Below are 25,194 nucleotides of genomic sequence, written 5' to 3' on the forward strand. Positions count from 1 at the left end.
TCGCCCCGGCAAGTAAAATCTAATACTTTTATTTTATGGCAATAATTAAACCCTTCAAAGGCATCCGCCCTCCGAAAGAATTGGTAGAACAAGTAGCTTCACGCCCATACGATGTGCTGAACTCTGAAGAAGCACGCGAGGAAGCGAAAGGTAATGAGAAGTCACTTTATCATATTATTAAACCGGAAATTGATTTCCCTGCCGGAACAGACGAACATGATCCCAAGGTATATGAGAAGGCTGCCGAAAATTTCCAGATGTTTCAGGACAAGGGCTGGTTGGTGCAAGACGGAAAAGAAAATTATTACGTATATGCACAAACCATGAACGGCAAGACCCAATATGGACTGGTGGTAGGAGCGTATGTTCCCGATTATATGAACGGGGTCATCAAAAAACATGAACTGACCCGTCGTGATAAGGAGGAAGACCGCATGAAACATGTCCGTGTAAATAATGCCAATATAGAACCGGTATTCTTTGCTTACCCGGATAATGCGGAATTGGATGCTATCGTTAAGAAATATACTTCACAACAGCCGGAATATGATTTTATTGCTCCGGGTGACGGTTTCGGACATTCATTCTGGGTGATCGACAAAGAAGAGGATATAACAGCTATCACAAAAGCTTTCGAGGCTATGCCGGCTCTTTATATTGCCGATGGGCATCATCGCTCGGCTGCCGCTGCCTTGGTAGGCGCCGAAAAAGCACAGCAAAATGCAAACCATCAGGGAAATGAGGAGTACAACTACTTCATGGCTGTATGTTTCCCGGCCAACCAGCTGACCATTATTGATTACAACCGGGTTGTAAAAGACTTGAACGGGTTGTCTCCGGAACAATTCCTGACCGCTGTCAGCAAAAACTTCGTGGTAGAAGAAAAAGGTGCTGAGGTCTATAAACCACAGGCTCTTCACAATTTCTCTCTTTATCTGAACGGTAAATGGTACAGCCTGACAGCGAAACCGGGCACATACGATGACAATGATCCTATCGGGGTATTGGACGTGACTATTTCTTCCAACTTGATATTGGATGAAATATTGGGAATCAAGGATCTTCGTTCCGACAAACGGATTGACTTTGTAGGTGGTATCCGTGGCTTGGAGGAATTAAAGAAGCGCGTGGACAGTGGTGAGATGAAAGTGGCTTTGGCTCTTTATCCTGTTTCCATGAAACAATTAATGGATATTGCTGATACCGGTAATATTATGCCGCCTAAAACAACTTGGTTTGAGCCGAAACTTCGTTCGGGATTGGTTATTCATAAATTGAGTTGATCAAAACATTATACCATTGACAGGGCAGACTGAATCCCATAGCCGTCCGGTTATGGGATTCAATTTTGCCTTATGGTTTGAAAAAAGCAAAAAACTTTGGGACCGTTACAGGCCTATAAATTCTTTTGTGTTTGTTGTATAGGTATAATCAAAATTAAATAGATGTCGGATTGAAAGAATAAAGCACTTTTCCTTTGTTTATTGCTGACAAATATCTAATTTCGCGCCGATTTTTAAGCGTGTAACAAAAACGATGACTAACAACAAAACTAAAGGATTTCTCCTTGGGGCAATCGCAGCAACCAGCTACGGCATGAACCCACTGTTCACCCTTCCTCTTTATAGTGCAGGAATGAGCGTAGACTCGGTATTATTTTATCGCTATGCACTGGCTATAGTTGTACTAGGTGTCATGATGAAGATGCAGAAGCAATCTTTTGCCATCAAGAAAGCGGACGTGCTGCCACTTTGCATCATGGGACTGCTGTTCTCATTCTCTTCCCTGTTTCTCTTTATGAGTTATAACTACATGGATGCCGGTATCGCATCCACCATATTGTTTGTCTACCCGGTACTGGTAGCTATTATTATGGCTGTAGTATTTAAGGAAAAAGTATCGCCGGTTACTATGTTTTCCATAGCGCTGGCCTTTGTGGGCATTTCTTTGCTTTGTAAAAGTCCGGGAGGACAGACACTCAGTCTGGTCGGGATTACTTTTGTCTTTTTATCATCCTTGGCATACGCCATCTATATAGTGGGTGTAAACCGTTCTTCCTTGAAGGATATGCCTATAGCCAAGCTTACTTTCTATGTCCTGCTTTTCGGCCTGTCTGTTTATGTGGTACGATTGAAGTTCTGTACCGGATTGCAGCTTATCCCTACACCTTTGTTATGGGTGAACGCCATTTCACTGGCTGTCTTTCCTACTGTTATCTCATTGGTGACCATGACAAAGGCCATACACTACATTGGTTCCACACCAACAGCCATTCTGGGTGCTTTGGAGCCTGTTACAGCCTTGTTCTTCGGAGTACTGATTTTTGGCGAGCAGCTGACTCCGCGCATTATTCTGGGCATTTTGATGGTGATTACTGCCGTAACTCTGATTATAGGAGGAAAAACATTGCTGAAAAAAAGCAAGATTCGGCTAAAGCATACAGGAAGATAAGGTCAGATTTTGTATCTTTGCCCTTGCAATTATAAATTTTCCCTATGAAAAAAAAACTGATGCAATGGGCAGGAGTGGGAATGTGGATGGCGTTTGGCCTGTCCGCATGTTCCCCTACAAAAACAGAAATCGGAAATCTGAATGTCATTCCGCAGCCCCAAGAAGTGAGTCAAGACATCCAAGCCCCCCCTTTTGTTATTAATCCGCAAACCGGTATTGTCTATCCGGAGGGCAATGAAAGACTGCAACGGACGGCAGAATTTTTAGCTTCCTACATTAAAGAGGCAACGGGAATTACCGTCCGGACAACAACTGAAGCCGCAAAGAAGAATTCCATAATCTTGGCGGTTGACAGTTCCATCCCCAACAAAGAGGGGTATCAACTGGAGGTAACTTCTGAGAACATTCATTTGAATGGAGGTAGTGAGTCGGGAGTATTTTATGGAATACAAACGCTCTATAAGGCTTTGCCATTGACCAAAAACAAACAGGTATCCGTCGCCATCCCGGTGGGAACTGTTAATGACTATCCTCGTTTCGGTTATCGCGGTTTCATGGTAGACGTGGGCCGCCATTATTTTCCGGTTTCTTATCTGAAACAAATCATTGACATGCTGGCACTGCACAATATCAATTATTTTCATTGGCATCTGACCGAAGACCAAGGTTGGAGAATTGAAATCAAGAAATATCCCAAACTTACGGAAATAGGTTCGATACGTCCACGTACGTTGATTGACCGTGAAACCCAGACCTATGATGAAACTCCCCATAGCGGTTTTTATACACAGGAAGAAGCAAAAGAGATTGTCAAGTATGCCGCTGACCGTTTTATTACTGTAATTCCCGAAGTTGACCTTCCGGGACACATGATGGGAGCTTTGGTTTCCTATCCGGAATTAGGCTGTACGGGAGGTCCATACGAGATTCCTTGTAAATGGGGGGTATTCCCTGATGTGCTTTGTGGAGGAAACGACCGGACTTTACAGTTTGCCAAAGATGTATTGAATGAAATTATGGACATCTTTCCCTCTCCTTATATCCATATTGGTGGGGATGAATGCCCGAAAGTACGTTGGGAAAAATGCCCTGCATGTCAAGCTAAAATTCGGGAATTGGGTTTGAAAGATACACCAGGACACAGCAAGGAGAACCAATTACAGACCTATTTCATGTCCGAGGTAGGCAAAGTCATTAATGACAGAGGGCGTAAAATGCTGGGCTGGGATGAGATGTTGGAGGGAGGACTGGCTCCAGGTGCCACAGTGATGTCATGGACGAGTGTCAAAGGTGGTATCGAAGCCGCCCGTCTGCACCATGATGCGATTATGACTCCTATTCAGTTTCTTTATTTCAGCAATCCTACTTACAACCGGATAAAAGGGACTAAAAGCCTTGAACGTGTCTATACATTTGAACCTGTTTCTGATGAATTGGCAACGGATGAACAAAAATATATCATCGGAACTCAAGGATGCATCTGGACAGAATGGACGCGTGACAGTTTGAAGATGGAATGGCAAATTCTTCCCCGTATGGCTGCTTTGTCCGAGATTCAATGGACGGAACCGTCACATAAAAATTTCGACAACTTTTTGAAACGTTTACCGGCTCTGCTGACTATCTACCGGGATAGAGGTTATGATTTCCGTCAGGACATTTATGATGTGAACATTGATATCGTTCCGGCTCCCGATGAAGGAAAAGCCAAGATTGCTCTTCATACTTTTGATGATGCGGAAATACATTATACGTTGGATGGCAGCGTTCCCGATGTGCAATCTCCATTGTATACCGACACTATACAAGTGAATAAAGATGCTATCATACAAGCCATTGCGATTCGTCCGCAGGGTATCAGTCAGATAAGTAAGAAGGAAATAGGGGCGGAGTAAATTCGCCTTCGGAGCAATAGCTTTCTAAAGAACAAATACTAAACAAGAAACGGACATTCTGACAAAAACAGATGTCCGTTTTCTTATCAATATGCCTTTCATGTATTCTCAAAATAAAAAGCTGTTCAAGAAAAAATGGCGACAGAGTGAATCTCTATCGCCATCATGTGATGTGGAATGTTTAATTCCTTATGCTTTAGGAAGTGCTTCTTTTACAACCATAGTACGGTTTACATATTCTGCACCGTTCAATTGCTTGATAGCTTCTTTGGCTTCGTCATCATTAGGCATTTCTACAAAAGCAAAGCCTTTAGAACGACGTGTTTCACGGTCAGTAATAAGTTTTACTGAAGCTACTGTTCCATACTCTTCCATTACACCTCTCAAATCACCTTCCCTAACATTATAGTTAAGGTTTCCAATATACAAATTCATAAAATAAAAATTGATAAATAAATAATTAAGTAAACTTTGAATTTAAAAATTTAGTTAGAAGAATAGAAACGGTTCAAGTGTGAGATGAATTGAGTCAATCGAAAAAACTATCTTTTTATATTCCGTTGTCAAAGGAACGATAAATAATTGGATTATCCACTATATTTCTCTTTTTATTTTGATATTTTTTTAACTGCTGACTCTTTTTAGTCTTTTCAGGCTGACGAACAGGGCTGAAATCCTTTCTTTGACCGGAAACCTAAAGAATAAATTTCTCTACTACCGCGGCTACACCATCTTCTTCATTAGAAAGGGTGATGTAGTCGGCGTTTTGACGGACTATTTCTTGAGCATTGGCCATTGCTACCCCCAATCCGGCATATTGTATCATGGAAAGATCGTTAAAACCATCACCAACGGCAATCATTTCTTCTTTTGTCATACCGATTTCTTTTAGCAATACGGCCAGTGATTGTGCTTTATCAATACCTTTAGGAACCAGTTCCAAAAAATAAGGTTCGGAACGGAATACCCCCATACGGTCTTTCAAGTGTTCGTACATTTCTTTTTCAAGCACTGCAAGCCGAGTAGGTTCACCTACAATCAGACATTTGGCAATAGGGAATTTTATTGCCTCCAGGAAATGATCCACTTTCTTGGGAGTCATCACATTCAGAATAGCTTCTTTCAATACATATTCGTCCTCCGGATATTCAGTCAATACATATTTTCCATCGTAGGTGACGATAGCAAAATGGTTGTCGGTGGCACATTTATACAGGTAGGGCAATACGTCCGGATCGAGCACATTCTCGTACATCATCTCACCGGTTTTCCAGTCTATGATCTCACCTCCGTTATACGAAAGTATATAACCTTCGTATTTCTGCAATTCTAAGATCTCGGCCAGTGGAGCCACACCGTATGTGGGACGTCCCGATGCCAAAACAATTTTTACTCCGCGCTCTTGCGCTTCGATAAGTGTACGACGTGTGTGTTCCGTTACCTCTTTCTTTTTATTGGTCAACGTTCCGTCTAGGTCTAAAACTAATAATTTATACTTCATATACTATTTAATGGAGTGCTTTTGCCAAATTCGCTGCAAATATAACGATAAAATTCATGGCTTTTTGCTACATTTGCTCAAAATAAACAAGAATCATGACAGAAATTTTATTAACCGTAATTATTATCCTGCTGATAATTAATATGGTAATCGCACTTACTAAAAACAATCGTCTGCAAACCGAACGTCTGGAAGGATTGCTACGCGAAGAAATGAAAGAAAACCGGGACGAATTGGGAAGAAATATCCGCGAACTGCGTAACGAACTGAATCAAACCTTGAATTATTCTATCCGTAATATGCAGGATACTTTGCATAAAAACCTGCTGACCGGTAATGAAATGCAACGGGAAAAATTTGAAGCAATGGGCAAACAACAGGAAGCCTTGGTGAAAAGTACGGAAAAACGATTGGATGACATGCGGCAAATGGTAGAAGAAAAATTACAGAAAACATTGAATGAACGTATAGGACAATCCTTTGAGATAGTACGTTCGCAACTGGAGAATGTACAAAAAGGGCTGGGAGAGATGAAGAGCCTGGCACAGGATGTAGGAGGATTGAAAAAAGTTTTAAGCAATGTGAAGACGCGGGGTACATTCGGAGAAGTACAATTAGGGGCCTTATTGGACCAGATGCTGAGTCCGGAACAATATGAGGCGAATGTCAAAACCAAGAAAAATGCAACGGAATTTGTGGAGTTCGCCATTAAACTTCCGGGAAAGGAAAATAGTGATGAAATTGTATATTTACCTGTGGATGCCAAATTTCCCAAAGATGTATATGAGCAATATCAGGATGCATACGAAGCCGGAGATGCCGCATTGATTGAAACTTCATCCCGCCAACTGGAAATCACAATCAAAAAAATGGCAAAGGATATTCACGATAAATATGTAGACCCACCTTTTACAACAGATTTTGCCATTATGTTTCTGCCATTCGAAAATATCTATGCAGAAGTGATCCGCCGGACCGCGTTGGTGGAAATGTTGCAAAAAGACTGGAAGATAGTGGTTACAGGTCCTACCACCCTGGGAGCTATCCTGAATAGTTTGCAAATGGGATTCCGTACACTGGCCATTCAAAAACGAACAAGCGAAGTATGGAATGTGTTAGGGGCAGTAAAGACTGAATTCGGAAAATTTGGAGGATTGCTGGAAAAGGTACAGAAAAATCTACAGAACGCAGGAGACCAGTTAGAGGAAGTTATGGGGAAACGCACTCGTGCCATAGAGCGTAAACTACGCCAGGTAGAAGCTCTTCCGGCAGAAGACAGCCAACGAATGTTGAGTTTGCCCGAACTGACAGATGATGAAGATGAATAAATAAGGAGGATTTAAGTATGAGCATGACATGGGATTTTATTTTAAGATTGTTTGTGGCAGGCGCTTTGGGTACTGTCATTGGTTTGGATAGGGAATATCGTGCCAAAGAAGCCGGTTACCGTACCCATTTTCTAGTATCACTGGGAAGTGCTCTCATTATGATTGTGTCACAATATGGTTTTATGGAAGTAGTGAAGATGGAGGGGATAGACCTGGACCCGAGCCGTGTGGCCGCACAGGTTGTCAGCGGTATCGGTTTTATTGGAGCGGGTACTATTATTTTTCAGAAACAAATCGTGCGCGGGCTTACTACCGCTGCCGGAATTTGGGCTACTTCGGGCATCGGTCTGGCCATTGGAGCCGGTATGTACTGGCTGGGAATCTCAGCAACAATCCTTACGCTGATTGGTCTTGAGGCTCTCAGCTATCTTTTTAAAAGTATAGGTATGAAAAGTTCCATGGTGGAGTTCTCTACAGACAATAAAGAAACACTGAACCGTATGGCCAAGAAATTCAATTCCAAAGAGTACAATATTGTTTCCTATCAATTGGACGAAAAGAGGTTGGGAGAAGTAACAACCTATTATGTTACAATGGTTATAAAATCTAAGAAATACAATGATGAAGGTATGTTACTGACATTATTACAAGACTTTACTGATATTACCGTTCACAGGCTGGAGTAAGCTTTTTCGGCTTGGTTCAAAAGCAGCAGGGGAGAGCGCTTATTGAAAGATTCTCTCCCCTGTGCTGTAATTATGCTTTTAACCGCATAACAAACGTACTTCCTTCTCCCAGCTTACTGTCTACTGTAAGAGTACCATTATGGGCCTCGACAAAATCCCGGGAAATAGACAGCCCTAAACCACTTCCTTGTACTTTAGTTCCGGGAACCCGGAAATAATGGTCAAAGATGCTTTTATGATAACGTGGATCAATCCCTTTCCCGAAATCCCGTACAAACATCTCAATGAATCCATCATCTGTCTGACGTGCCCCTATTATTACACGACCGTTTTCCGGTGAATACCGGATGGCATTGGAAAGAAGGTTGGTCAGCACCCAAGCTATCTTCTCACTGTCGGCAAACAGCCTGCTTATCTTGTCATCAGGGTATTCCACTTCTATTTGAATATTGAATTTCTCAGCTTGTACACGGTTTGCCTTTATTGCATATTCTATCAACTCTATAGGTTTGGTTATCTTAGGCTTCAACTGTAGTTTTCCTGATTCTACCTGGGTCATATTCAGTAATTCGCCGGTGATGTTAAGCAGCCGTTCGCTATTTTCTTTGATACTGTTTGCCAAATCTTCCTGTTCTTCATTTAAAGCTCCGATACGTTGGTCTTCTAATAATTGCAGACTCATCATAATAGCCGAGATAGGAGTCTTCAATTCATGTGAGATTGTAGAGATAAATGTAGTTTTGGCCGAATCCAGTTCCTTAAATTCGGTTATATTCTTCAACATAATGACATGTCCTTTTTTTTCCATAGTAACCCCATCTTTCCCCGGTTGGGAAATACTCATGTATTTTACTTGGAAAAAACTCTCTTTATTGTCCGCATAAATCTTCAGAGGTTCTTTCTTTTCTTTTTCCTTGTCTTTGACTGGTTCCCCAGGAATTTCCACCAATTCACGAATCAGGCGGCGCAACAAATCATTGCGTAGGGAAATGTCCTGTGCAGAATGTTTAATAACTTCTTCACGTTTCAGGTTGATCACATTCAATGCTTCATCATTGATGAACAGGATTTCCATATCATTATTTAAACCGATAATAGGCTCGTTGATACTGTTGATGATAGTCTCCATATATTTTTTAGATGCCATCATATCGGATAAAGTACTTGCATGATAATCTTCCAGGCGTTTGGCCATGCGGTTGAAATTTTTAGATACTTCTGAAAATTCTTCACTGCTGTTCAATTCCAAACGTTTCTCATAATTATGGTTTGCAATTTCCTGTATAGCGTTGGTCAGTTCTTTAATAGGATTATCAATCGATGCGGGAAGGCGCAACCACATACCAATACCAATACATATACATGCGGCACCAACAACATATATCCACAATAAAGCCCGCTGTAATCCGGGACCTGCTGCCGGACTGTCAGGCTCCGTGGCCGTGAGTATTTGCAAATTCACAACAGAAAGTACAACCAATAGTACAATCATTGCCACCAATATCCCTATGGCAAGGGTTAGTTTCGACTTTATATTCATAACTTTTATTTTTTATGCAAGTATAATCAAATCTATGTCCATTTCAGCTAAAGAGTTTAGAAATTTTCGATATTTGGAAAGACTCAATAATGCACCGGGCATTTTGAAAGCAGGATGCCCCATACAGACAGTTGTAATTCCACGTTGACGACAAGTTTTAATTATTTCTCCCAGAATATCGGAAGATGAAACTTGGATAACTTCACCGCCCAACTCGGTAACCAGTTTAAAATGGTTAAGTAAATGTCGCTGTGTTGCCAATGGAATACGTTCCGTACTTTCGGCAGGCGTTTGTACATAAAGGGCAAAAAAGACCGTATTGTACCGGGAAGCAAGCCGTGCCGCTTTACGGATGATATGTCGGGGAGTCCGTTCATTACTGCTGATACATGCCAAAAACTTCTCGTGCCGGATACCCTTTTCGCCTGTAACAATTTCATTTTCAACTTTCTTCTCGACTCGAAAGGCCACTTCTTTTAGTGCCAGTTCACGTAACTGAAGAATATTCTCTGTCTTAAAAAAGTTATTCAGTGCCAACTGAATCTTTTCAAGGCGATAGATTTTCCCGGCTTTCAACCGGTTTATCAGTTCTTCGGCGGTAAGGTCTATATTTACCACTTCATCCGCATCCTGCAACACCTTATCCGGAATCCGTTCTTTAACCTCTATACCTGCTATACCTTTTACGTCCTCATTCAAACTTTCTATATGCTGGATATTAACTGCAGAAATTACGTTTATACCGGCATCCAACAATTCCATTACATCTTGCCAACGTTTCTCATTCCGGCTGCCCTCGATGTTGGTATGTGCCAATTCATCTACTATAACCAGTTCGGGATGTAACTGAAGAATGGCATCAAGATCCATTTCTTCCACTTCCTTACCTTTGTAAAATATCTTTTTCCGAGAGATAACAGGCAATCCTTCCAACATAGCAACGGTTCCTGCACGTCCGTGCGTTTCAATATAACCTATCTGTACATCTACACCGTTCTCCAACATTTCGTGAGCTTCTTGCAGCATACGATAACTTTTCCCTACACCGGCTATCATTCCGATATAGATTTTAAACTTTCCACGCCGTGAACGTTTAATCAAATCTAAAAAATGCTGTACACTTTCTTCTCTGTCTTCCATTTGTTACTTTATCATATTGCTAATATAACAATTTTCCGCATATTTAATATCAGTCCTTTTATAACAGACAAAGAATATACCAATAAAACAAACGACTTAGCTACAATGCCATAAGCGTGTCATCAAAGACTAAAGCTTACCAAAATGAAAAGGGGGCTCTTTCAAAATGAAACACTTTCTTAATCACTATAATTATTGCCGTTAGATCTCCCAGAATAGTTTATTCCTGCTTTTCTAGCTTGTGTATGTTGAAATTGACGGGCTATTTTATATTCACGTTCTCCTTTTAGTAATCTGTATCCGGTTTGTTTAAACCAAAAGCTTATATTATTTTCTATACATTGCCGACGAATGTCCAATACCCAGTCATAATTACATATACGCGCTTCTTTGCCCGATTCTCCACCTACCACAATCTGTTCTACCCATGTACCGAGTTCTCCCTTGAAGTTTATAGCGGACAACAACGGTTCACAGATAATGATTTTATGCTTTACAGGAGCTGCTTTATAAAGAGGAAGACGGTAATCCACTCTGTCTTGATTTTCCATGGTGCAACAAATGGTAACATTATCATACCCGTCCCCCCAATCCGGAGGCAGACATTGGCCGAGCCGGTCTATGCGTTTAGTTATAAACAAGAAATGAAGATCGTATCGTTCCCGCATCATTTTCCATGCTTCTATACGCCATTCATCGGCTTCTTCTATCAGAAAATCGGAGGTAAAACAAGTATAGACGAGATTGCCGGAAGGGATCTTGTAAGTCTTATCCTTTTTCCGTCGCACGGGCAGATTGAATTGTCCGGTTTTGGTTATTATGGAACTGTCTTTCCCATGTTTACTATCTCCGCGATATACATAACAATGCCGGCAACCTGTACTTAGCTTATGGCAGCCATGCCAAGGATTCCATAGAGAAGACTCCGGACTTATTCTATTTTCCATTCTGTCTGAATAAAATTTATCATTTCATTATTGTCTGCAAAGTTAGCTAAAGTCTTTTCATCATTTACATAATTCATTCCTGAATTTCTTCAAAAAGAATGGGAGTGTTATAGTTAATGCAAATGGATTAGTGTACCTTTGCCGGTATAATCAATTAAGCCACTGACAAGAATAAATTTTATAATGTAGAATATAAAACAAAAAACTTATTATATGAGCACAGACGATAGAAAATGGGAGATTATTGAAAGTGAATATCTTATCCGCCGCCCTTGGCTGACCGCACGCCGTGACCGGGTTAAACTACCTACAGGAGTTGAAATTCCTGAATATTATATTTTGGAATATCCTGATTGGGTAAATGTAATTGCTATCACCAAAGAGGGTAAATTCGTATTAGTACGCCAATACCGTCACGGAATAAAAGAAACACGTTATGAAATTTGTGCCGGAGTTTGTGAAACCGGAGAAGAACCTTTGCTTTCTGCCCAACGCGAATTGTACGAAGAAACAGGGTATGGTAATGGAAATTGGACAAAACTTATGACCGTCTCAGCAAATACCAGCACCATGACCAATATCACTCATTGTTATCTGGCTACGGAGGTAGAACGAATCTCTACCCAGCATTTGGAAGAAACTGAAGATCTGACAGTGCATTTGCTGAGTGAAGAAGAAGTAAAAGCGTTGTTATTGAATGATGAAGTAAAACAATCATTGATGGCAGCACCGCTTTGGAAGTATTTTGCTTTATATTCTCATTCATAGTTCAATCACCCCAATACATTTTCAGAGAGGGCAAAATCCTCCCTGAAAATGTATTGGGGCTTAAAGGATAAAGTAATCTAGAACCACTTTGCCCATAAAATATTGGAGCTCTCCGGAGAATTGATTTTGACGGGTTATTCTAAATGTCTTTTTATCTGTTCCTTATCATTTCAACAGAGGTAATTGATTTAACATTTCTTTAATCCTGATAGCAATCCGTGGCATCGGTTCGGCAACGGTCAGACCTACTATTTCTTTTTCTTTAGCAATATCATTAATAACGCGGACCACTTCTGCCAATTTCATTCCATCGGGAACTACCCCTACGGCTGCTATGATTTCGGCAGGGTCGAGCACATCCATATCAAAATGAATTAACACGCGGGATGCTCCACATGATTTTAGCCATTCATATATAGCATTACTATTTTGTGCTACATCTTCCGGAGTAAGATGTTTTATACCATATTGTTTCTGGCGGACTTTTATTTCATCACGTTCCCAATCACGCAATCCTACGAGCAAAATCTTTGAGGGGGCTATTTGGGCCGGTAGCCTGGAAAGGATTTCCTTGTCGCCTTTCCCCATGCAGGCAGTAACAGCCATGGCATGGAATCCACAATACATATCTCCGGGAAGTGTTATATCAGGATGGGCATCAATCCAAATCATTGCCACATCATCTTTATATTTCTCTGCAAGGTAGGTAAACGGAACGACACTGACAGAACATTCTCCTCCAAGAGTTACTATTTTATCAGGATCACTGATACGCAACAAGTCAAGAGCAGCGTTAGTCTGTTTCACAATAATGTCGCGGTCTAGTACGCCGTCCTTTTTTATACGTTCTGTAATTTCTGTTGAAATGGGAACAGTCAGTGTTTCCTGACTGCTGTCGGGAGCCAGGAAGTTAAGCAATTCTGCCCCTAAGGAATATCCTTTTGATGCTGCTTCGGGATCTTTTATTTCAGTAATCCACCGGGCAATATCACCTCCTTGCCATTGCGGATAAATCAAACGAATTGTTTTTGTTTTCTTTTCCATACTTTGATTATTAATTGAATTTTTCTGTTGTGCATTAATAGAAATCACATTAACAGCCAGTAATACTATCAGAGATAACCACTTTTTCATTATATCATTATTATATATCCCATTATTCCTATATCTGAATCTGTCTGCAAATTTATAATTACCCGATGGTTTGCGCAAGTAGGGATAAATTAATCAGTATATGAATAATTTATCCCTATAACATGAAAAGAGTGGAAGCTATTCTTTCCATGTTATTTCAATATGATTAATTTTGCAGAAAAAAGAAGATTTATGTACAGAAAGAAAATACCTTTTGATATAGACTGCGGTGTGAAAATAGCGATGGAAGTGATTGGCGGAAAATGGAAAAGCTGCATTATTCAAGAATTGGACAAAGGCCCGAAGCGTCCGAGTGAACTTCATCGTTATTTTGATGATGCCAGCCCAAGGGTAATCAACCAACAACTGAGAGAACTGGAGATTCATGGCATGATACAGAAAAAGATTTTTTCGGAACTTCCTCCCCATACAGAATATTCCATTACAGAGCAAGGTAGAACACTGCTTCCCATTATTGAACAATTGGAAAAATGGGGAGATGGATTCCGACCGCAAATGAAGAAAATATTAGAAATGGAAGACTAAGTTCAACAAGTTCTTCATCAATTCGGCTTTCTGATTGAGAATGAATTACTTTTTCAATTAGAAAACGTTTTAAATAGAGGGTGATTGAACCATTGCTTTCTTTATATCTTTCAGTGCTATGGCATCTGGGATAATAATCTGTTGTAAGATAAATAGCCGTTATACTATTATCATAAAACAATTAAAAGCCTTATTGGCTGTAAAATTCCATTCATTGAAACGCCCACAAGAATATGCTTTGCTGCTCAATATCTCACCTGTTTTTCTGAATGAAGCGGTGAAAAAGACGACTGGGTATAAGTGCTTATGTACAGAAAAGTGCTTTAACAGAAATGCTTGATATATAAAAAAGCGAGTGCAGATACTCCTTGAACAGAATGTCTGCACTGCTTGAATATGTTTTAGAAGGTCACTTTACTCTTCTTTCCACTAATCTTGAAAAGGATTTATTTTCTTTGCTATAAAAAATGCATATCCATAGTATTCTTTATACTTACTATACAATTCAGCTTCATGGCAGATGGATGCCATCAGTTTTTCAGCTGTTTTATTCCCTGCATACTTCTTGATAAACATTTCTTTGGCTTTGGCCTGCGGAACATAATAATGTTCTGTCCAGCAATTCTCAGGAAGAATGAACGTAGCAACGGGAATATATCCCGCTTTTTGTATTTGTACTACTTTATTAGGAATTGTATCTATTTCCGTGTAAGCATTCATCCAGAAGTCATGAATCTCTGCCGGGCGGTGATCGGTAAACCAGACACTTTCAGAAACGGCAAGGTATCCTCCCGGTTTCAAATAATTACGCCACTCGTTCAATCCTCGTTCAAAACCGATATTATAAATAGCTCCTTCCGACCAAATCAAGTCTAGGGATTCTTTTTCAAAAGAAAGGGCATCCATTGAGCCGACTACACCTTTCACTCTATCCTGTAAATTTAACTTTTCGGCATTTCTGTTAAAGCATTCAATAAATTCCGGAAAGAAGTCGAGTCCTGTAATACTTCCCGATGTATGTTGTGCCAATACCATTGTCTGACCTCCTGTCCCACAACCGAGATCGGCGATAAGGGATTGAACAGTGAGATTATCTATAAAGCTTAGTGCTTTTAAGGTTGCTTCGGGACTTCCAGGACCTTGCCGGTTTGTGTTTAAAAAGAAATCACAAATTAAATTTACGTCGAATTCTTGGATTGTATTGTTATTATTATCGTTATTCATTATTGTAAAACATTGAGGCATACAGTGTTGAGAGATACAATCCCACTATTCGTATGCGGATTAAAAGATCAATTATAAATAATATAAAATTGCTCCCAAAAGACATTCTGAGAGTAAAAACAACTGGACAATCTATTCTATAAGAACAGATTGTTTACGACACCAAATCCGATATACGAGTTTTTAACATATTGCAAAGATACATTTATTTTATTGAATTGTAAATAGATTATTCATAAAAAGATTTTTTCTGTCTGATTCATTGAAAGTGATAGAAAATAATGTTTAAATTTAGTAAGGATTTGATCGTTTCCACTCTTTTAAAACCCTATTTTACGTTTCAAATAAATCATATCTTTTAGTAAAACCCCATTGTCAATGATAGGATGATCGTAATTCTCCGTGAAAAAATCTTTTATACAATGAGAATATTCAAAACCGCAACTTTTATAAAATGCAAGGGTGCCGGGAACATCTCCCGTTCCCACCATCATCTGAGTATATTCTTTTGAGTAATGGTTTATCAGGAAATTTATTAGTTTTCTGCCATATCCTTGTCGTTGGGCACTAGGGGTAACCGCTATATTCTTCAATTCACAAATTTCCGGACCTTCTTTTGTTACAACGCCAACAGCTTTTATCCCGTTATCTTCCAATACAAACAAGTCACCGCGCTCTAAATACCGGTCTATCATTGTTTCTTGTTCATCCCCAAGCAATAATAAGTCCAGATATTGCTTTTTATTTCTAGATATTTTAATGATGTGATAATCCATAATATTATATTTATTGCATTCTTGTCTTCATCTTCATAGATAGTACAAAAAACACTATTTTAACGATTCCTGACATATCGGTAAACAGCAGTCGAAATATCAGAAATTATTTTAGTATTCGTTTCCATATTTTCTTTTGAGTCTTTGACAAATACAGCTACTACGTATCGGCTTCCATCAGGTAGAGTTACAAAGCCAATGTCATTGATTCCAATGTATTCCCCCCGTTCATTCTTATCGGAAGTGCCTGTCTTATGTCCTATCTTGACTTCACTTTCGGGAAGGGGAGCAGGCAGTCTGTCTTTACCTGTCCCACACTCTATCATAATATGTTTTAGAAAATCTGTATATTCATTTTTCATGGGATCTTGAGTCATAAAAAGTTCCAATAGATTGGCTGCTTCCATTGGTGTTGTCCAGTTTTTGTAACAATCATCCATGTCTTGATGCATCTCATCTTCGGTAGCAGTTATGGAAACATCGTTTATTCCCAATGAATGAATGTATTCATCCACCACGTTTACACCACCTATATAATCGAATAAAATATCACAGGCTACATTGTCACTTGACTGCATTGTATAAACTAAAAGTTCACTAATCGGAAGTTCCAAATTACCTTGGGGATATTTATCACGCAAAGGACTGTATGTATCCGGTTTGAAATACCTTTTATCAAGATATAGGGAAGTGGAAAGTGGAATATGCTGTTTTTGCAGGTAATCACACACAGCCAATGCCTGATGAAACTTATAAACGCTCATCATGGGATATTTTTCGGCATTATTTACGGCCAGCGTATCTTCTCCATCCAGTATCAAAGCCACTCCTATAGTTGCTTTCTTATCTTTAATAATATGTCGAATTTCTGTTTTTAATGTTTTCAATGAATCTTGGGATTTATTGAAAACACATCCGCCAGACAACACACACCATATACATATAATAATATATGGACATCCGTTTTTTACTAAAGACTGCAAGATTAACCTTGGGCTCCGTTTTTTTGTTATACGCATTTTCCTGATTTTAATTGTACGAAGATACCGGATTATCAGTCATTCTCCAAATTTTTCCTTATTTAAAGATTAGCCTTTTATCTTCTTCCGCAAATAACACAGCAGTATTTACCAGTGCCAGATGAGAATAAGCTTGTGGGAAATTACCCAATTGTTCTTTTGTTTCGAAATCAATATCTTCACTGAACAGACCCAAATGGTTTGAATATTGCAAAATTTCATCGAACAGACAGCGTGCTTCGTCTTTTTCCCCGATGACATAAAGTGCACGGATCAGCCAAAAAGTACAGATGGTAAAGGCCGAAGAAGGACAGCCAAAATCATCATGAGTATTATAGCGGTACATCAATCCTTTGTGTAACAAGGATTTCTTGACGGCTTTCACTGTTTTATGATAACGAATATCATCAGCATCTATAAATCCATAAGGTTCCATTAACAGTAAAGAAGAGTCCAAATCCAGATTGCCGTATGCTTGTGAAAAACTTTGTATTTCTTCCTTCCATCCGTTTTTCATAACATCCACTTTAATTGCATCCGCTTCTTCTTCCCAACGTCGGCTATTCTCATATTTATTCAGAATACGTATAGAAAACGGAGAAGTAGTAGAATATGATAAAATCAATATTTCGCCCACTATCGGAAGAGAGGACGGAACTTTTGGCTTTGGATTTTTTGAGTATGACACAGATCTCTCCTTATTTATTGAAAATGCAGAAAAGGAAATACATAGAGTAAAAAACAGTACCGGACTTTCTTTTTCCAAGGACACTGCAAGAGCAGATGTCATCCGTTATTCGGCTCTGCCTTGGTTTGCCTTTTCCGAGATGAAACATGCCGGTTCAATTCAAACAGGAGATTCTATACCCAAAATTTCCACAGGTAAGTTGATACAAGAAAAAAAGAAATTTTTGCTCCCTATATCCATCAGTGTCCACCATGGCTTGGTGGATGGACGAAATGTTGCCGAATTTATACAGAACTTAAAAGACGGACAAAACAATACATTATGATATGATTGCCCCCTCTTCCTATTCTAATAATAAAATATGAAAAATAAAATAGAATTTATTGCTTTTGATGCCGATGACACTCTTTGGGAAAATGAACTTTATTTTCAAGAGTTGGAACACAAATTTTGTCATCTTCTGAGGAAATATTCACCAGCTCCTTCCGTATCAGAAGAATTGTTCAAGACAGAAATAAAAAATCTGCATATCTATGGCTATGGACTGAAAGGAATGCTGCTTTGCATGATTGAAACCATTTGCAAAGTTACTAATGGAGAAGGAGACCTCAATCTCGTAAAAGAAATCCTCCGATCAGGTCAGGAACTTCTGCAAAGACCAATCACATTATTGGACGGTGTGCAAGAAGTCATATCAGCCTTGTGCGAAAATTATAAATTAGTATTAGCCACCAAAGGTGATCTGTTCGATCAAAAAAGAAAGATTTCTGCATCCGGACTACAAGAATACTTTTGCCACATAGAAATAATGAGCGACAAGAAAAATGCGGATTATAAAAGATTGCTTGATAATTTAGGGTGCAAGGCAGAAAATTTACTGATGATAGGTAACTCGATAAAGTCAGATATTATTCCCATATTGGAACTCGGAGGTTATGCAGCCTATGTACCTCATCATATCACTTGGGCACACGAACAATATGAAGGCGAAGTAACGCACTCCAACTTTATAAAGTTGAATAATATTAAGGAGATACAAAACTATCTTTAGTTTTTGCCATATTCCATTCTCCACCTGGCACTCTTTGAACAAAAACGCCATGTCCGGCAAGAATCAAAAAAATAAGTCATTCTATACAACAAAAAGGAGAAATGCTTTGCATTTCTCCTTTTCATCAAAAAAATCACACATTTAAAACCCAATACTTAATCCGGCTATCAGATAAGTTTTGTCAAATGAGGGCGAAACAATAGCCTGTACAAACAAAGGCAAAGAAAAATGATCTGTAATATTAATGTTCTTGGAAGCTTTTAAAGCAATATCTGTAAAAGCAGCACCATCAGCATCATACATTCCTTTCCAAGGAGTGAAACCAACGGAAGGAGTGAGCGTAATTTCTGCCGGGCAAGCAATATTATAAGAAGCATTGATATAAGTGGAATAAGCACGATCACCGTCTTTGTTATCGTCTCCTCCCGCAAACATGGTAGACCAGCTCAAGGTCAGAGGAAAGTTCTCGCCGAAATTATAAGCTAATGTTCCTTCAAAATGATGATCATGTTTATAATCCCCGTAGGGCATGGTGATGCCATTCCACCAATAGTCGGTCACTGTAATACCTAAACCGCCAATGGTATAACTCAAATTGATGTCAAACTCTTGTGCACCGTCTGTCTTGGTCAGGCTCTGACTCCCCCAAGCAGACAAAGAAAGATTGCCGTAAGATAATCCTAATGTAGGCTGTACTGAAAATCCTGAATTCTGGTAAGCGCCACGCCAAATGTAATCACTTACAAAATCTGCCTTAGCCGTTACGTTAAATTCTTGTGCTTTTATCACTCCAGGCAACAGTAAAGCCAGCACCAATACCACTTTTTTCAAATTCTTTTTCATCTTAAAAAATTAAACTAATTAATACTCGTGTTTTACATATTTCTACTATTTCCTTCTTATTGTCTGAAAGGAAATATCCATTTTGAGTTTTTCTGAATCAAGATGCATCATTCAATGGGTGATGCACGTCAAAGATCAAGAATCCATGTTATCAAAGCAAAGAACAATACAATGATAGCCACAGCTTCTAGAGCCGACAGGCTCTCGGTATCCAGAGGGAACTTCTCTTTTTCATGACGCACATCTTCCTAATTTAATGACTATATATTTTTTATTATTTTGCCTTTTCTAAAGCAGTATTCAGTTTCAACACATTCACCTTCTCTGTACCGAACATGCCCATAAACGGTTTTTCCACAGCTTTATCTACAATAGCTTTTACAGTTTCCTCACTCATTCCGCGAGCTTTAGCCACACGTTGTACCTGCACGTATGCGCAGGCCGGAGTGATGTCAGGATCCAGTCCGGAACCGCTGGCTGTTACCATCTCGGCAGGTACTTCCTTACGGCTCAAGTAAGGATGATGCTTTAAAAATGTATCAATCCGCGCTTCTACTTCAGCCAGATACTCCTCATTGGTAGGACCTTTATTGCTACCGGCCGAATTAGCCGCATCATAACCTTCACCAGCACATGAAGGACGTCCCCAGAAATAGATATCTTCTGTAAATAATTGTCCCACATTGGCTGCACCTACCACATTTTCATTAAGTTTCACAACCTCGGCATTGCCGGAATTAGGTCCGGCAAATTGAGCGAAAATCCATAAGATTAGTATATAGCATACTGAGAAAAACACACAAAAGACTAAGGTAAGTCTGAATGACTTTATAAAATTTTTCATTGTTATTTATTTGTTAAAAGAATAATCCTACTACTAAATCTATTAATTTAATACCCACAAAAGGAGCAATAACACCACCTATGCCATATATCAAAAGATTACGACGAAGCAAGGCGGAAGCTCCTATCGGTTTGTATTGAACTCCTTTCAATGCCAGCGGAATCAGAATAGGAATAATGATGGCATTGAATATAACCGCAGACAAGATAGCACTCTCAGGGCTATGCAACCCCATAAGATTCAATGCAGCCAGTTCTGGAATGGAAAGCATGAACAATGCAGGAACAATGGCAAAATATTTGGCCACATCATTGGCTATGGAGAAAGTGGTCAGTGTACCACGTGTCATCAGCAATTGTTTACCTATCTCGACAATCTCTATCAGTTTGGTAGGATCATTATCCAAATCCACCATATTCCCTGCTTCCTTGGCAGCCTGTGTACCGCTATTCATGGCAACCCCCACATTAGCTTGGGCAAGGGCAGGAGCGTCATTTGTTCCGTCACCCATCATGGCAACCAGTTTGCCGGCAGCCTGCTCTTTCTTGATATACTCCATCTTATCCTCCGGTTTAGCTTCGGCTATAAAGTCGTCTACTCCGGCTTTCTCTGCAATATATTTGGCGGTCAATGGGTTATCTCCCGTCACCATGACTGTTTTTACCCCCATCTTGCGTAAACGTTCAAAACGTTCCTGAATACCCGGTTTTATGATATCCTGCAATTCTATTACTCCGGCAATTTTCTTATTGACACTTACTACCAATGGAGTACCTCCATTACTTGTAATGGTTTGAATGATATCTTCCGTTTCTTTTGGGAAAGGATTTCCGGCAGACAAAGCTATCTTTCGGATCGCATCAAATGCACCTTTACGGATTTCTGTTCCATCCTTCAAGTTAATACCCGAGCATTTGGTTTCGGCGGTAAATTTTATCATATGGGCACCATCGGTATTCAAATTACGCATCCGTAAACCCGATTCACGTCCCAGTTCAATAATAGATTTGCCTTCCGGAGTATCATCAGATACAGATGAGAGCAGGCAGGCTTCGATGAAAGCATGTTCATCCACTCCCTGAGCCGGATAAAAACGGGTAGCTTTACGGTTTCCTATAGTTATTGTTCCTGTTTTATCAAGAAGCAACGTATCTATATCTCCGGCTGTTTCCACTGCCTTACCCGATTTGGTTATGACATTGGCACGCAAAGCACGATCCATCCCGGCGATACCGATAGCCGAAAGCAATCCTCCGATAGTGGTAGGAATGAGGCAGACAAACAAGGACAGAAAAGAAGCAATGGTAATGACAGTTCCCGTATAATCGGCAAACGGTTTAAGGGTGATACACACAATGACAAAGACCAATGTAAATGCTGCCAACAGGATAGTCAATGCAATTTCATTCGGTGTTTTCTGGCGGGATGCGCCTTCCACCAATGCAATCATCTTATCCAGGAAACTTTCACCCGGTTGGGTGCTTACCATTACTTTTATCTGATCGGACAATACTTTTGTACCTCCTGTTACTGAACTCTTGTCACCGCCTGCTTCACGGATTACAGGAGCGGATTCGCCTGTGATGGCACTTTCGTCAATAGACGCCAGTCCTTCGATGATCTCGCCATCGGCAGGAATTACATCTCCTGCCTCACATACAAAAATATCACCTTTCTTTAACCGGGAACTACTGACAGTTTTCAAAGTCCCGTTCACAATCAATTTGGCAGGGGTTTCCTCACGAGTCTTCCTCAGGCTATCGGCTTGTGCTTTTCCGCGCGCTTCGGCAATAGCTTCAGCAAAATTAGCAAATAACAAGGTAATGAACAGGATTACGAAAACCCATAAATTATAAATAAATGAGCCTTGTGAATCATTAACGATAGAGTAGAGCATCACCAAGAACATAATAGCTGTACAAACCTCTACCGTGAACATAATCGGATTCTTAATCATCACTCGCGGATTCAACTTCACGAATGATTGTTTTATGCTGTCAATGACTTGCTCCTTCTGAAATAAAGAAGCTGATTTATTATCTTTCATATCTTCTATTAATATCGTTGTCTGTTATCAGAATTATAAACTCAAGTGCTCGGCAATAGTGCTTAATGCATGTACCGGGAAGAATGATAGTGCGGCAACAATAAAAATAACCGCAAATGTCATCACACCGAATGTCACTGTATCGGTTTGCAATGTGCCGGCGCTTTCGGGAATAAATTTTTTCTTAGCCAGAATACCTGCTATGGCCACTTGACCTACAATCGGGACAAAACGTCCTAATATCAGCACAATACCACAAGAGTAGTTCCAAAACCATGTGTTATCACCCAGTCCTTCAAAACCGGAACCATTATTGGCGGCACACGAGGTGTATTCATAAAGCATTTCGCTCAGACCATGATATCCGGGATTATTCAGCCAGCCACCTTCACTTTCCACAAATGCAGGCGCATGAACAAACAGATAAGCAGCCAATGCCGTACCAACTAAAATGATAAACGGATGAAGTAGTGCCACAATGGAAGCAATCTTCATTTCACGTGCTTCTACTTTATGACCAAGGAACTCCGGTGTACGGCCTACCATCAACCCACTGATGAACACGGCGATAATAATAAATGTAAAGTAGTTCATCCATCCCACACCTACACCGCCAAACCATGTGTTGATCTGCATGTTCAGCATTTCCATCATACCCGAAAGCGGCATTGTTGAATCGTGCATACCATTGACAGAACCATTGGAAGTAACCGTAGTAGTAATACTCCACAAAGCAGTGGCAGCCGAGCCCAAACGTATTTCTTTACCTTCCATCGCGCCATTATCCTGCGCTATCCCCATTTCATCAATACGTGGATTACCACCCATCTCCTGACTCACATTGATACAAACTCCTACCAGATAAGCAAACAGCATGACACCATATATACTATAACCCAATTTCTTACGTTTCAGATAGAAACCGAATGCAAATGCCATCGCCATAGGTATGATAAGGATAGACCAACATTCCACCATATTGGCAAAATAGGTAGGGTTCTCCAATGGATGAGAAGAGTTGACACCAAAATAACCACCACCATTAGTACCCAATTGTTTGATAGGGACAATAGCCGCCGTAGGGCCTTGTGATACATATTGTGTAGCTCCTTCCATGGTGGTCACCTTCATTTTTCCGTCAAAGCCCATCGGAGTTCCTTGCACAATCAGGATAAAGCCTACGACCAATGAAAGAGGCAACAGGACACGGGTACAACTTAATACCAAATAGTTCCAGAAATTGCCAATAGTCTGAGTAGTCTTTGCAGCCAGCGCTTTCATTATACCTGCCATGGCAGCCATACCGGTAGCGGCAGTAATAAACTGAAAGAGCATGATGACGAATAACTGAGTAAAATAAGTCAGCCCACTTTCACCGCTATAATGTTGCAAGTTACAGTTCACCATGAAACTGATACAAGTATTGAATGCCTGATGCGCAGTCTGACCGACATTTCCATCCGGGTTAAGCGGCAGCACACCTTGTGTAACCAACAGTACCATCCCCCAAAGGAACCAAAATAGATTTACCACCAGCAAGGCTCTCAAAAACTGTTTCCAGTTCATCTCCTCATTGGGATTGATGCCACTCAGTTTGAACATAACCCGTTCAACGGGCTTCATAAAATCCGACCAAGTCTTTTCACCTTTATAAACTTTAGCGATATATTTGCCCAAAGGATAGCTAAGCACTATCAATAAGACAATTTGCGCTATAACACCTAAAATTTCAGTATTCATAACTCTTTATTTCTTAACTTACCTTTTTAAAACTTCTCCGGCTTGATGAGAACATACATCATATAGCCGAACATAATCAAACTAACTACAAATAATGCTGTGTACATAACTTGTTTTTCCTTTCTTTTTTAGATCTTCTCGAACCAGTCTATACATTTAAAGAAAAGCCAAAAGCAAGCTATGCCACTCAAGGTACAAACTACAAATCCGATTGAAAATAAATCCATAATTCCTTTTTTTAATTAATACTATTGTTAACTGCTACACTATATGCCAATAGTGTGCCATTACCGGCAAACAGGAGATAAGTGATTGATTTATATATAGATATAACAACAAGAAAAAAGAGGGAGCAAAAGAAGATCTTTTCAAAATGAAAAGGGAAGAATATCAAAACAGGAGGATAATTGATTTATTTGCTGCCAAACTGCATAATTTCCCAATTTATTATATAGCTTTGTATAGAGGTTTTAATACAGAAAAACAGAAAGGGAAAATGAAGAAAATAAATGTTATCGTAGCCGATATCACTACTTTAAAAGTAGACGCTATTGTAAATGCAGCCAACAGTTCGTTGCTGGGTGGCGGTGGTGTAGATGGAGCTATCCATCGGGCTGCAGGTCCGGCATTGTTAGCGGAATGCAAAACTTTGGGCGGTTGTCCGACGGGTGAAAGCAAGATAACCGATGCATACAACCTGCCATGCAGGAAAGTGATTCATACCGTAGGACCCGTATGGCATGGGGGAACGCATGGAGAAGCCGAAAAACTTGCATCATGTTATCGTACCAGTTTTATACTAGCGAGAGAGAACGGCATCCAAAGCATTGCATTCCCCTGTATCAGTACCGGCGTATATCATTATCCCAAGGAAGAAGCGGCACGTATCGCATTGAATGCCATCGGGGAAGAAATGGCACATGGCTATGAAGGAGAAGTGATTGTATGCTGTTTCTCGGAAAAAGATGCTGAAGTATATCGAGAACTCCTTTCTTGCTGAGGAAAGCCACAGGGGATTTCTAACAT

At 40.0% G+C, this 25,194-nt stretch carries 23 protein-coding genes and 2 pseudogenes; 10 read left to right on the plus strand and 15 right to left on the minus strand.

The window, feature by feature from the left end:
* The first annotated feature begins 35 nt into the window (after positions 1–35).
* The 3 genes from ACYQ0C_RS10260 to ACYQ0C_RS10270 all read left to right on the plus strand — a co-directional run bounded on the left by ACYQ0C_RS10260 (position 36) and on the right by ACYQ0C_RS10270 (position 4,346).
* On the plus strand, positions 36–1,283 hold the full coding sequence (locus tag ACYQ0C_RS10260) for a DUF1015 domain-containing protein (protein WP_016277481.1): 1,248 nt from the start codon (positions 36–38) through the stop codon (positions 1,281–1,283).
* A gap of 253 nt (positions 1,284–1,536) precedes the next feature.
* On the plus strand, positions 1,537–2,451 hold the full coding sequence (locus ACYQ0C_RS10265) for a DMT family transporter (protein WP_016277482.1): 915 nt from the start codon (positions 1,537–1,539) through the stop codon (positions 2,449–2,451).
* A 44-nt stretch (positions 2,452–2,495) separates the two neighbouring features.
* Positions 2,496–4,346 carry a beta-N-acetylhexosaminidase gene (locus tag ACYQ0C_RS10270; protein ID WP_032942032.1) on the plus strand — a complete coding sequence of 617 codons (1,851 nt, stop codon included), beginning with the start codon at positions 2,496–2,498 and terminating at the stop codon, positions 4,344–4,346.
* A gap of 189 nt (positions 4,347–4,535) precedes the next feature.
* Here the strand turns inward: ACYQ0C_RS10270 and rbp are convergent, their stop codons facing one another.
* Together rbp and ACYQ0C_RS10280 are read right to left on the minus strand one after the other, a co-directional pair.
* Positions 4,536–4,781 carry an RNA-binding regulator gene (gene rbp / locus ACYQ0C_RS10275; RefSeq protein WP_005843543.1) on the minus strand — a complete coding sequence of 82 codons (246 nt, stop codon included), beginning with the start codon at positions 4,779–4,781 and terminating at the stop codon, positions 4,536–4,538.
* 259 nt (positions 4,782–5,040) lie between these two features.
* Complete coding sequence (locus tag ACYQ0C_RS10280) at positions 5,041–5,847, minus strand: Cof-type HAD-IIB family hydrolase (RefSeq protein ID WP_016277484.1); 807 nt, start codon at positions 5,845–5,847, stop codon at positions 5,041–5,043.
* A gap of 95 nt (positions 5,848–5,942) precedes the next feature.
* On the opposite strand from ACYQ0C_RS10280, the gene ACYQ0C_RS10285 reads away from it, so the two are divergent.
* Together ACYQ0C_RS10285 and ACYQ0C_RS10290 are read left to right on the plus strand one after the other, a co-directional pair.
* Positions 5,943–7,175: a DNA recombination protein RmuC gene (locus tag ACYQ0C_RS10285; protein WP_016277485.1), complete on the plus strand. Its 1,233-nt coding sequence runs from the start codon at positions 5,943–5,945 to the stop codon at positions 7,173–7,175.
* A 17-nt stretch (positions 7,176–7,192) separates the two neighbouring features.
* Positions 7,193–7,861, plus strand: coding sequence for an MgtC/SapB family protein (locus ACYQ0C_RS10290; RefSeq protein ID WP_016277486.1), 669 nt, complete (start codon positions 7,193–7,195; stop codon positions 7,859–7,861).
* 70 nt (positions 7,862–7,931) lie between these two features.
* Here ACYQ0C_RS10290 and ACYQ0C_RS10295 read toward each other — a convergent pair whose 3' ends face one another.
* From ACYQ0C_RS10295 to ACYQ0C_RS10305, 3 genes are all read right to left on the minus strand, one after another.
* Positions 7,932–9,401 (minus strand): sensor histidine kinase, encoded by a 1,470-nt coding sequence (locus ACYQ0C_RS10295; RefSeq protein WP_016277487.1) that lies wholly within the window; start codon positions 9,399–9,401, stop codon positions 7,932–7,934.
* Positions 9,402–9,413: 12 nt separating this feature from the next.
* Positions 9,414–10,541 carry a sensor histidine kinase gene (locus ACYQ0C_RS10300; RefSeq protein WP_016277488.1) on the minus strand — a complete coding sequence of 376 codons (1,128 nt, stop codon included), beginning with the start codon at positions 10,539–10,541 and terminating at the stop codon, positions 9,414–9,416.
* A 179-nt stretch (positions 10,542–10,720) separates the two neighbouring features.
* Entirely contained in the window at positions 10,721–11,488 is a 768-nt protein-coding gene (locus ACYQ0C_RS10305) for a DUF5131 family protein (protein ID WP_016277489.1), read from the minus strand.
* A 213-nt stretch (positions 11,489–11,701) separates the two neighbouring features.
* Between ACYQ0C_RS10305 and ACYQ0C_RS10310 the strand changes: the two genes are divergently transcribed.
* Complete coding sequence (locus tag ACYQ0C_RS10310) at positions 11,702–12,256, plus strand: NUDIX hydrolase (RefSeq protein ID WP_016277490.1); 555 nt, start codon at positions 11,702–11,704, stop codon at positions 12,254–12,256.
* 165 nt (positions 12,257–12,421) lie between these two features.
* Here the strand turns inward: ACYQ0C_RS10310 and ACYQ0C_RS10315 are convergent, their stop codons facing one another.
* Entirely contained in the window at positions 12,422–13,390 is a 969-nt protein-coding gene (locus ACYQ0C_RS10315; protein ID WP_032942033.1) for an arginase family protein, read from the minus strand.
* 192 nt (positions 13,391–13,582) lie between these two features.
* Between ACYQ0C_RS10315 and ACYQ0C_RS10320 the strand changes: the two genes are divergently transcribed.
* Positions 13,583–13,936, plus strand: a complete 354-nt coding sequence (locus ACYQ0C_RS10320; protein WP_016277492.1) for a winged helix-turn-helix transcriptional regulator — start codon at positions 13,583–13,585, stop codon at positions 13,934–13,936.
* Between the two features lie 429 nt (positions 13,937–14,365).
* On the opposite strand, the gene ACYQ0C_RS10325 is transcribed toward ACYQ0C_RS10320, so the two are convergent.
* The 4 genes and pseudogenes from ACYQ0C_RS10325 to ACYQ0C_RS10340 all read right to left on the minus strand — a co-directional run.
* On the minus strand, positions 14,366–15,160 hold the full coding sequence (locus ACYQ0C_RS10325) for a class I SAM-dependent methyltransferase (RefSeq protein ID WP_025077034.1): 795 nt from the start codon (positions 15,158–15,160) through the stop codon (positions 14,366–14,368).
* Positions 15,161–15,480: 320 nt separating this feature from the next.
* The gene (locus ACYQ0C_RS10330; protein ID WP_016277494.1) at positions 15,481–15,936 is read right to left on the minus strand and encodes a GNAT family N-acetyltransferase; all 456 of its coding nucleotides are present in this window, start codon (positions 15,934–15,936) and stop codon (positions 15,481–15,483) included.
* Positions 15,937–15,995: 59 nt separating this feature from the next.
* Entirely contained in the window at positions 15,996–16,955 is a 960-nt protein-coding gene (gene bla, locus ACYQ0C_RS10335; protein WP_016277495.1) for a class A beta-lactamase, subclass A2, read from the minus strand.
* Between the two features lie 58 nt (positions 16,956–17,013).
* A pseudogene (locus ACYQ0C_RS10340) lies at positions 17,014–17,541 on the minus strand (glycoside hydrolase family 15 protein); the annotation flags it as partial.
* Between ACYQ0C_RS10340 and ACYQ0C_RS10345 the strand changes: the two are divergent.
* Positions 17,531–17,968, plus strand: a pseudogene (locus tag ACYQ0C_RS10345) (CatA-like O-acetyltransferase); the annotation flags it as partial. The pseudogenes ACYQ0C_RS10340 and ACYQ0C_RS10345 overlap by 11 nt on opposite strands.
* A 36-nt stretch (positions 17,969–18,004) precedes the next feature.
* Positions 18,005–18,694: an HAD family hydrolase gene (locus ACYQ0C_RS10350; protein ID WP_016277497.1), complete on the plus strand. Its 690-nt coding sequence runs from the start codon at positions 18,005–18,007 to the stop codon at positions 18,692–18,694.
* 141 nt (positions 18,695–18,835) lie between these two features.
* Here the strand turns inward: ACYQ0C_RS10350 and ACYQ0C_RS10355 are convergent, their stop codons facing one another.
* The 5 genes from ACYQ0C_RS10355 to ACYQ0C_RS10375 all read right to left on the minus strand — a co-directional run bounded on the left by ACYQ0C_RS10355 (position 18,836) and on the right by ACYQ0C_RS10375 (position 24,275).
* On the minus strand, positions 18,836–19,537 hold the full coding sequence (locus ACYQ0C_RS10355; RefSeq protein WP_005841238.1) for a hypothetical protein: 702 nt from the start codon (positions 19,535–19,537) through the stop codon (positions 18,836–18,838).
* A 274-nt stretch (positions 19,538–19,811) separates the two neighbouring features.
* The gene (locus tag ACYQ0C_RS10360; RefSeq protein WP_016277498.1) at positions 19,812–20,381 is read right to left on the minus strand and encodes a K(+)-transporting ATPase subunit C; all 570 of its coding nucleotides are present in this window, start codon (positions 20,379–20,381) and stop codon (positions 19,812–19,814) included.
* 13 nt (positions 20,382–20,394) lie between these two features.
* Entirely contained in the window at positions 20,395–22,428 is a 2,034-nt protein-coding gene (gene kdpB, locus ACYQ0C_RS10365) for a potassium-transporting ATPase subunit KdpB (RefSeq protein ID WP_016277499.1), read from the minus strand.
* 33 nt (positions 22,429–22,461) lie between these two features.
* Positions 22,462–24,168 (minus strand): potassium-transporting ATPase subunit KdpA, encoded by a 1,707-nt coding sequence (gene kdpA / locus ACYQ0C_RS10370; RefSeq protein WP_016277500.1) that lies wholly within the window; start codon positions 24,166–24,168, stop codon positions 22,462–22,464.
* A gap of 26 nt (positions 24,169–24,194) precedes the next feature.
* Positions 24,195–24,275, minus strand: coding sequence for a potassium-transporting ATPase subunit F (locus tag ACYQ0C_RS10375; protein ID WP_074783379.1), 81 nt, complete (start codon positions 24,273–24,275; stop codon positions 24,195–24,197).
* Positions 24,276–24,541: 266 nt separating this feature from the next.
* On the opposite strand from ACYQ0C_RS10375, the gene ACYQ0C_RS10380 reads away from it, so the two are divergent.
* Positions 24,542–25,168 carry an O-acetyl-ADP-ribose deacetylase gene (locus ACYQ0C_RS10380; protein WP_016277501.1) on the plus strand — a complete coding sequence of 209 codons (627 nt, stop codon included), beginning with the start codon at positions 24,542–24,544 and terminating at the stop codon, positions 25,166–25,168.
* Positions 25,169–25,194: the final 26 nt, after the last annotated feature.

It is taken from the genome of Phocaeicola sartorii JCM 17136 = DSM 21941 (assembly GCF_054653615.1).

Coding starts and splice junctions, on each gene's coding strand:
- ACYQ0C_RS10260 (WP_016277481.1), top strand. CDS start 36: ATGGCAATAATTAAACCCTTCAAAGGCATCCGCCCTCCGAAAGAATTG.
- ACYQ0C_RS10265 (WP_016277482.1), top strand. CDS start 1,537: ATGACTAACAACAAAACTAAAGGATTTCTCCTTGGGGCAATCGCAGCA.
- ACYQ0C_RS10270 (WP_032942032.1), top strand. CDS start 2,496: ATGAAAAAAAAACTGATGCAATGGGCAGGAGTGGGAATGTGGATGGCG.
- rbp (WP_005843543.1), bottom strand. CDS start 4,781: ATGAATTTGTATATTGGAAACCTTAACTATAATGTTAGGGAAGGTGAT.
- ACYQ0C_RS10280 (WP_016277484.1), bottom strand. CDS start 5,847: ATGAAGTATAAATTATTAGTTTTAGACCTAGACGGAACGTTGACCAAT.
- ACYQ0C_RS10285 (WP_016277485.1), top strand. CDS start 5,943: ATGACAGAAATTTTATTAACCGTAATTATTATCCTGCTGATAATTAAT.
- ACYQ0C_RS10290 (WP_016277486.1), top strand. CDS start 7,193: ATGAGCATGACATGGGATTTTATTTTAAGATTGTTTGTGGCAGGCGCT.
- ACYQ0C_RS10295 (WP_016277487.1), bottom strand. CDS start 9,401: ATGAATATAAAGTCGAAACTAACCCTTGCCATAGGGATATTGGTGGCA.
- ACYQ0C_RS10300 (WP_016277488.1), bottom strand. CDS start 10,541: ATGGAAGACAGAGAAGAAAGTGTACAGCATTTTTTAGATTTGATTAAA.
- ACYQ0C_RS10305 (WP_016277489.1), bottom strand. CDS start 11,488: ATGGAAAATAGAATAAGTCCGGAGTCTTCTCTATGGAATCCTTGGCAT.
- ACYQ0C_RS10310 (WP_016277490.1), top strand. CDS start 11,702: ATGAGCACAGACGATAGAAAATGGGAGATTATTGAAAGTGAATATCTT.
- ACYQ0C_RS10315 (WP_032942033.1), bottom strand. CDS start 13,390: ATGAAAAAGTGGTTATCTCTGATAGTATTACTGGCTGTTAATGTGATT.
- ACYQ0C_RS10320 (WP_016277492.1), top strand. CDS start 13,583: ATGTACAGAAAGAAAATACCTTTTGATATAGACTGCGGTGTGAAAATA.
- ACYQ0C_RS10325 (WP_025077034.1), bottom strand. CDS start 15,160: ATGAATAACGATAATAATAACAATACAATCCAAGAATTCGACGTAAAT.
- ACYQ0C_RS10330 (WP_016277494.1), bottom strand. CDS start 15,936: ATGGATTATCACATCATTAAAATATCTAGAAATAAAAAGCAATATCTG.
- bla (WP_016277495.1), bottom strand. CDS start 16,955: ATGCGTATAACAAAAAAACGGAGCCCAAGGTTAATCTTGCAGTCTTTA.
- ACYQ0C_RS10350 (WP_016277497.1), top strand. CDS start 18,005: ATGAAAAATAAAATAGAATTTATTGCTTTTGATGCCGATGACACTCTT.
- ACYQ0C_RS10355 (WP_005841238.1), bottom strand. CDS start 19,537: ATGAAAAAGAATTTGAAAAAAGTGGTATTGGTGCTGGCTTTACTGTTG.
- ACYQ0C_RS10360 (WP_016277498.1), bottom strand. CDS start 20,381: ATGAAAAATTTTATAAAGTCATTCAGACTTACCTTAGTCTTTTGTGTG.
- kdpB (WP_016277499.1), bottom strand. CDS start 22,428: ATGAAAGATAATAAATCAGCTTCTTTATTTCAGAAGGAGCAAGTCATT.
- kdpA (WP_016277500.1), bottom strand. CDS start 24,168: ATGAATACTGAAATTTTAGGTGTTATAGCGCAAATTGTCTTATTGATA.
- ACYQ0C_RS10375 (WP_074783379.1), bottom strand. CDS start 24,275: ATGTACACAGCATTATTTGTAGTTAGTTTGATTATGTTCGGCTATATG.
- ACYQ0C_RS10380 (WP_016277501.1), top strand. CDS start 24,542: ATGAAAAGGGAAGAATATCAAAACAGGAGGATAATTGATTTATTTGCT.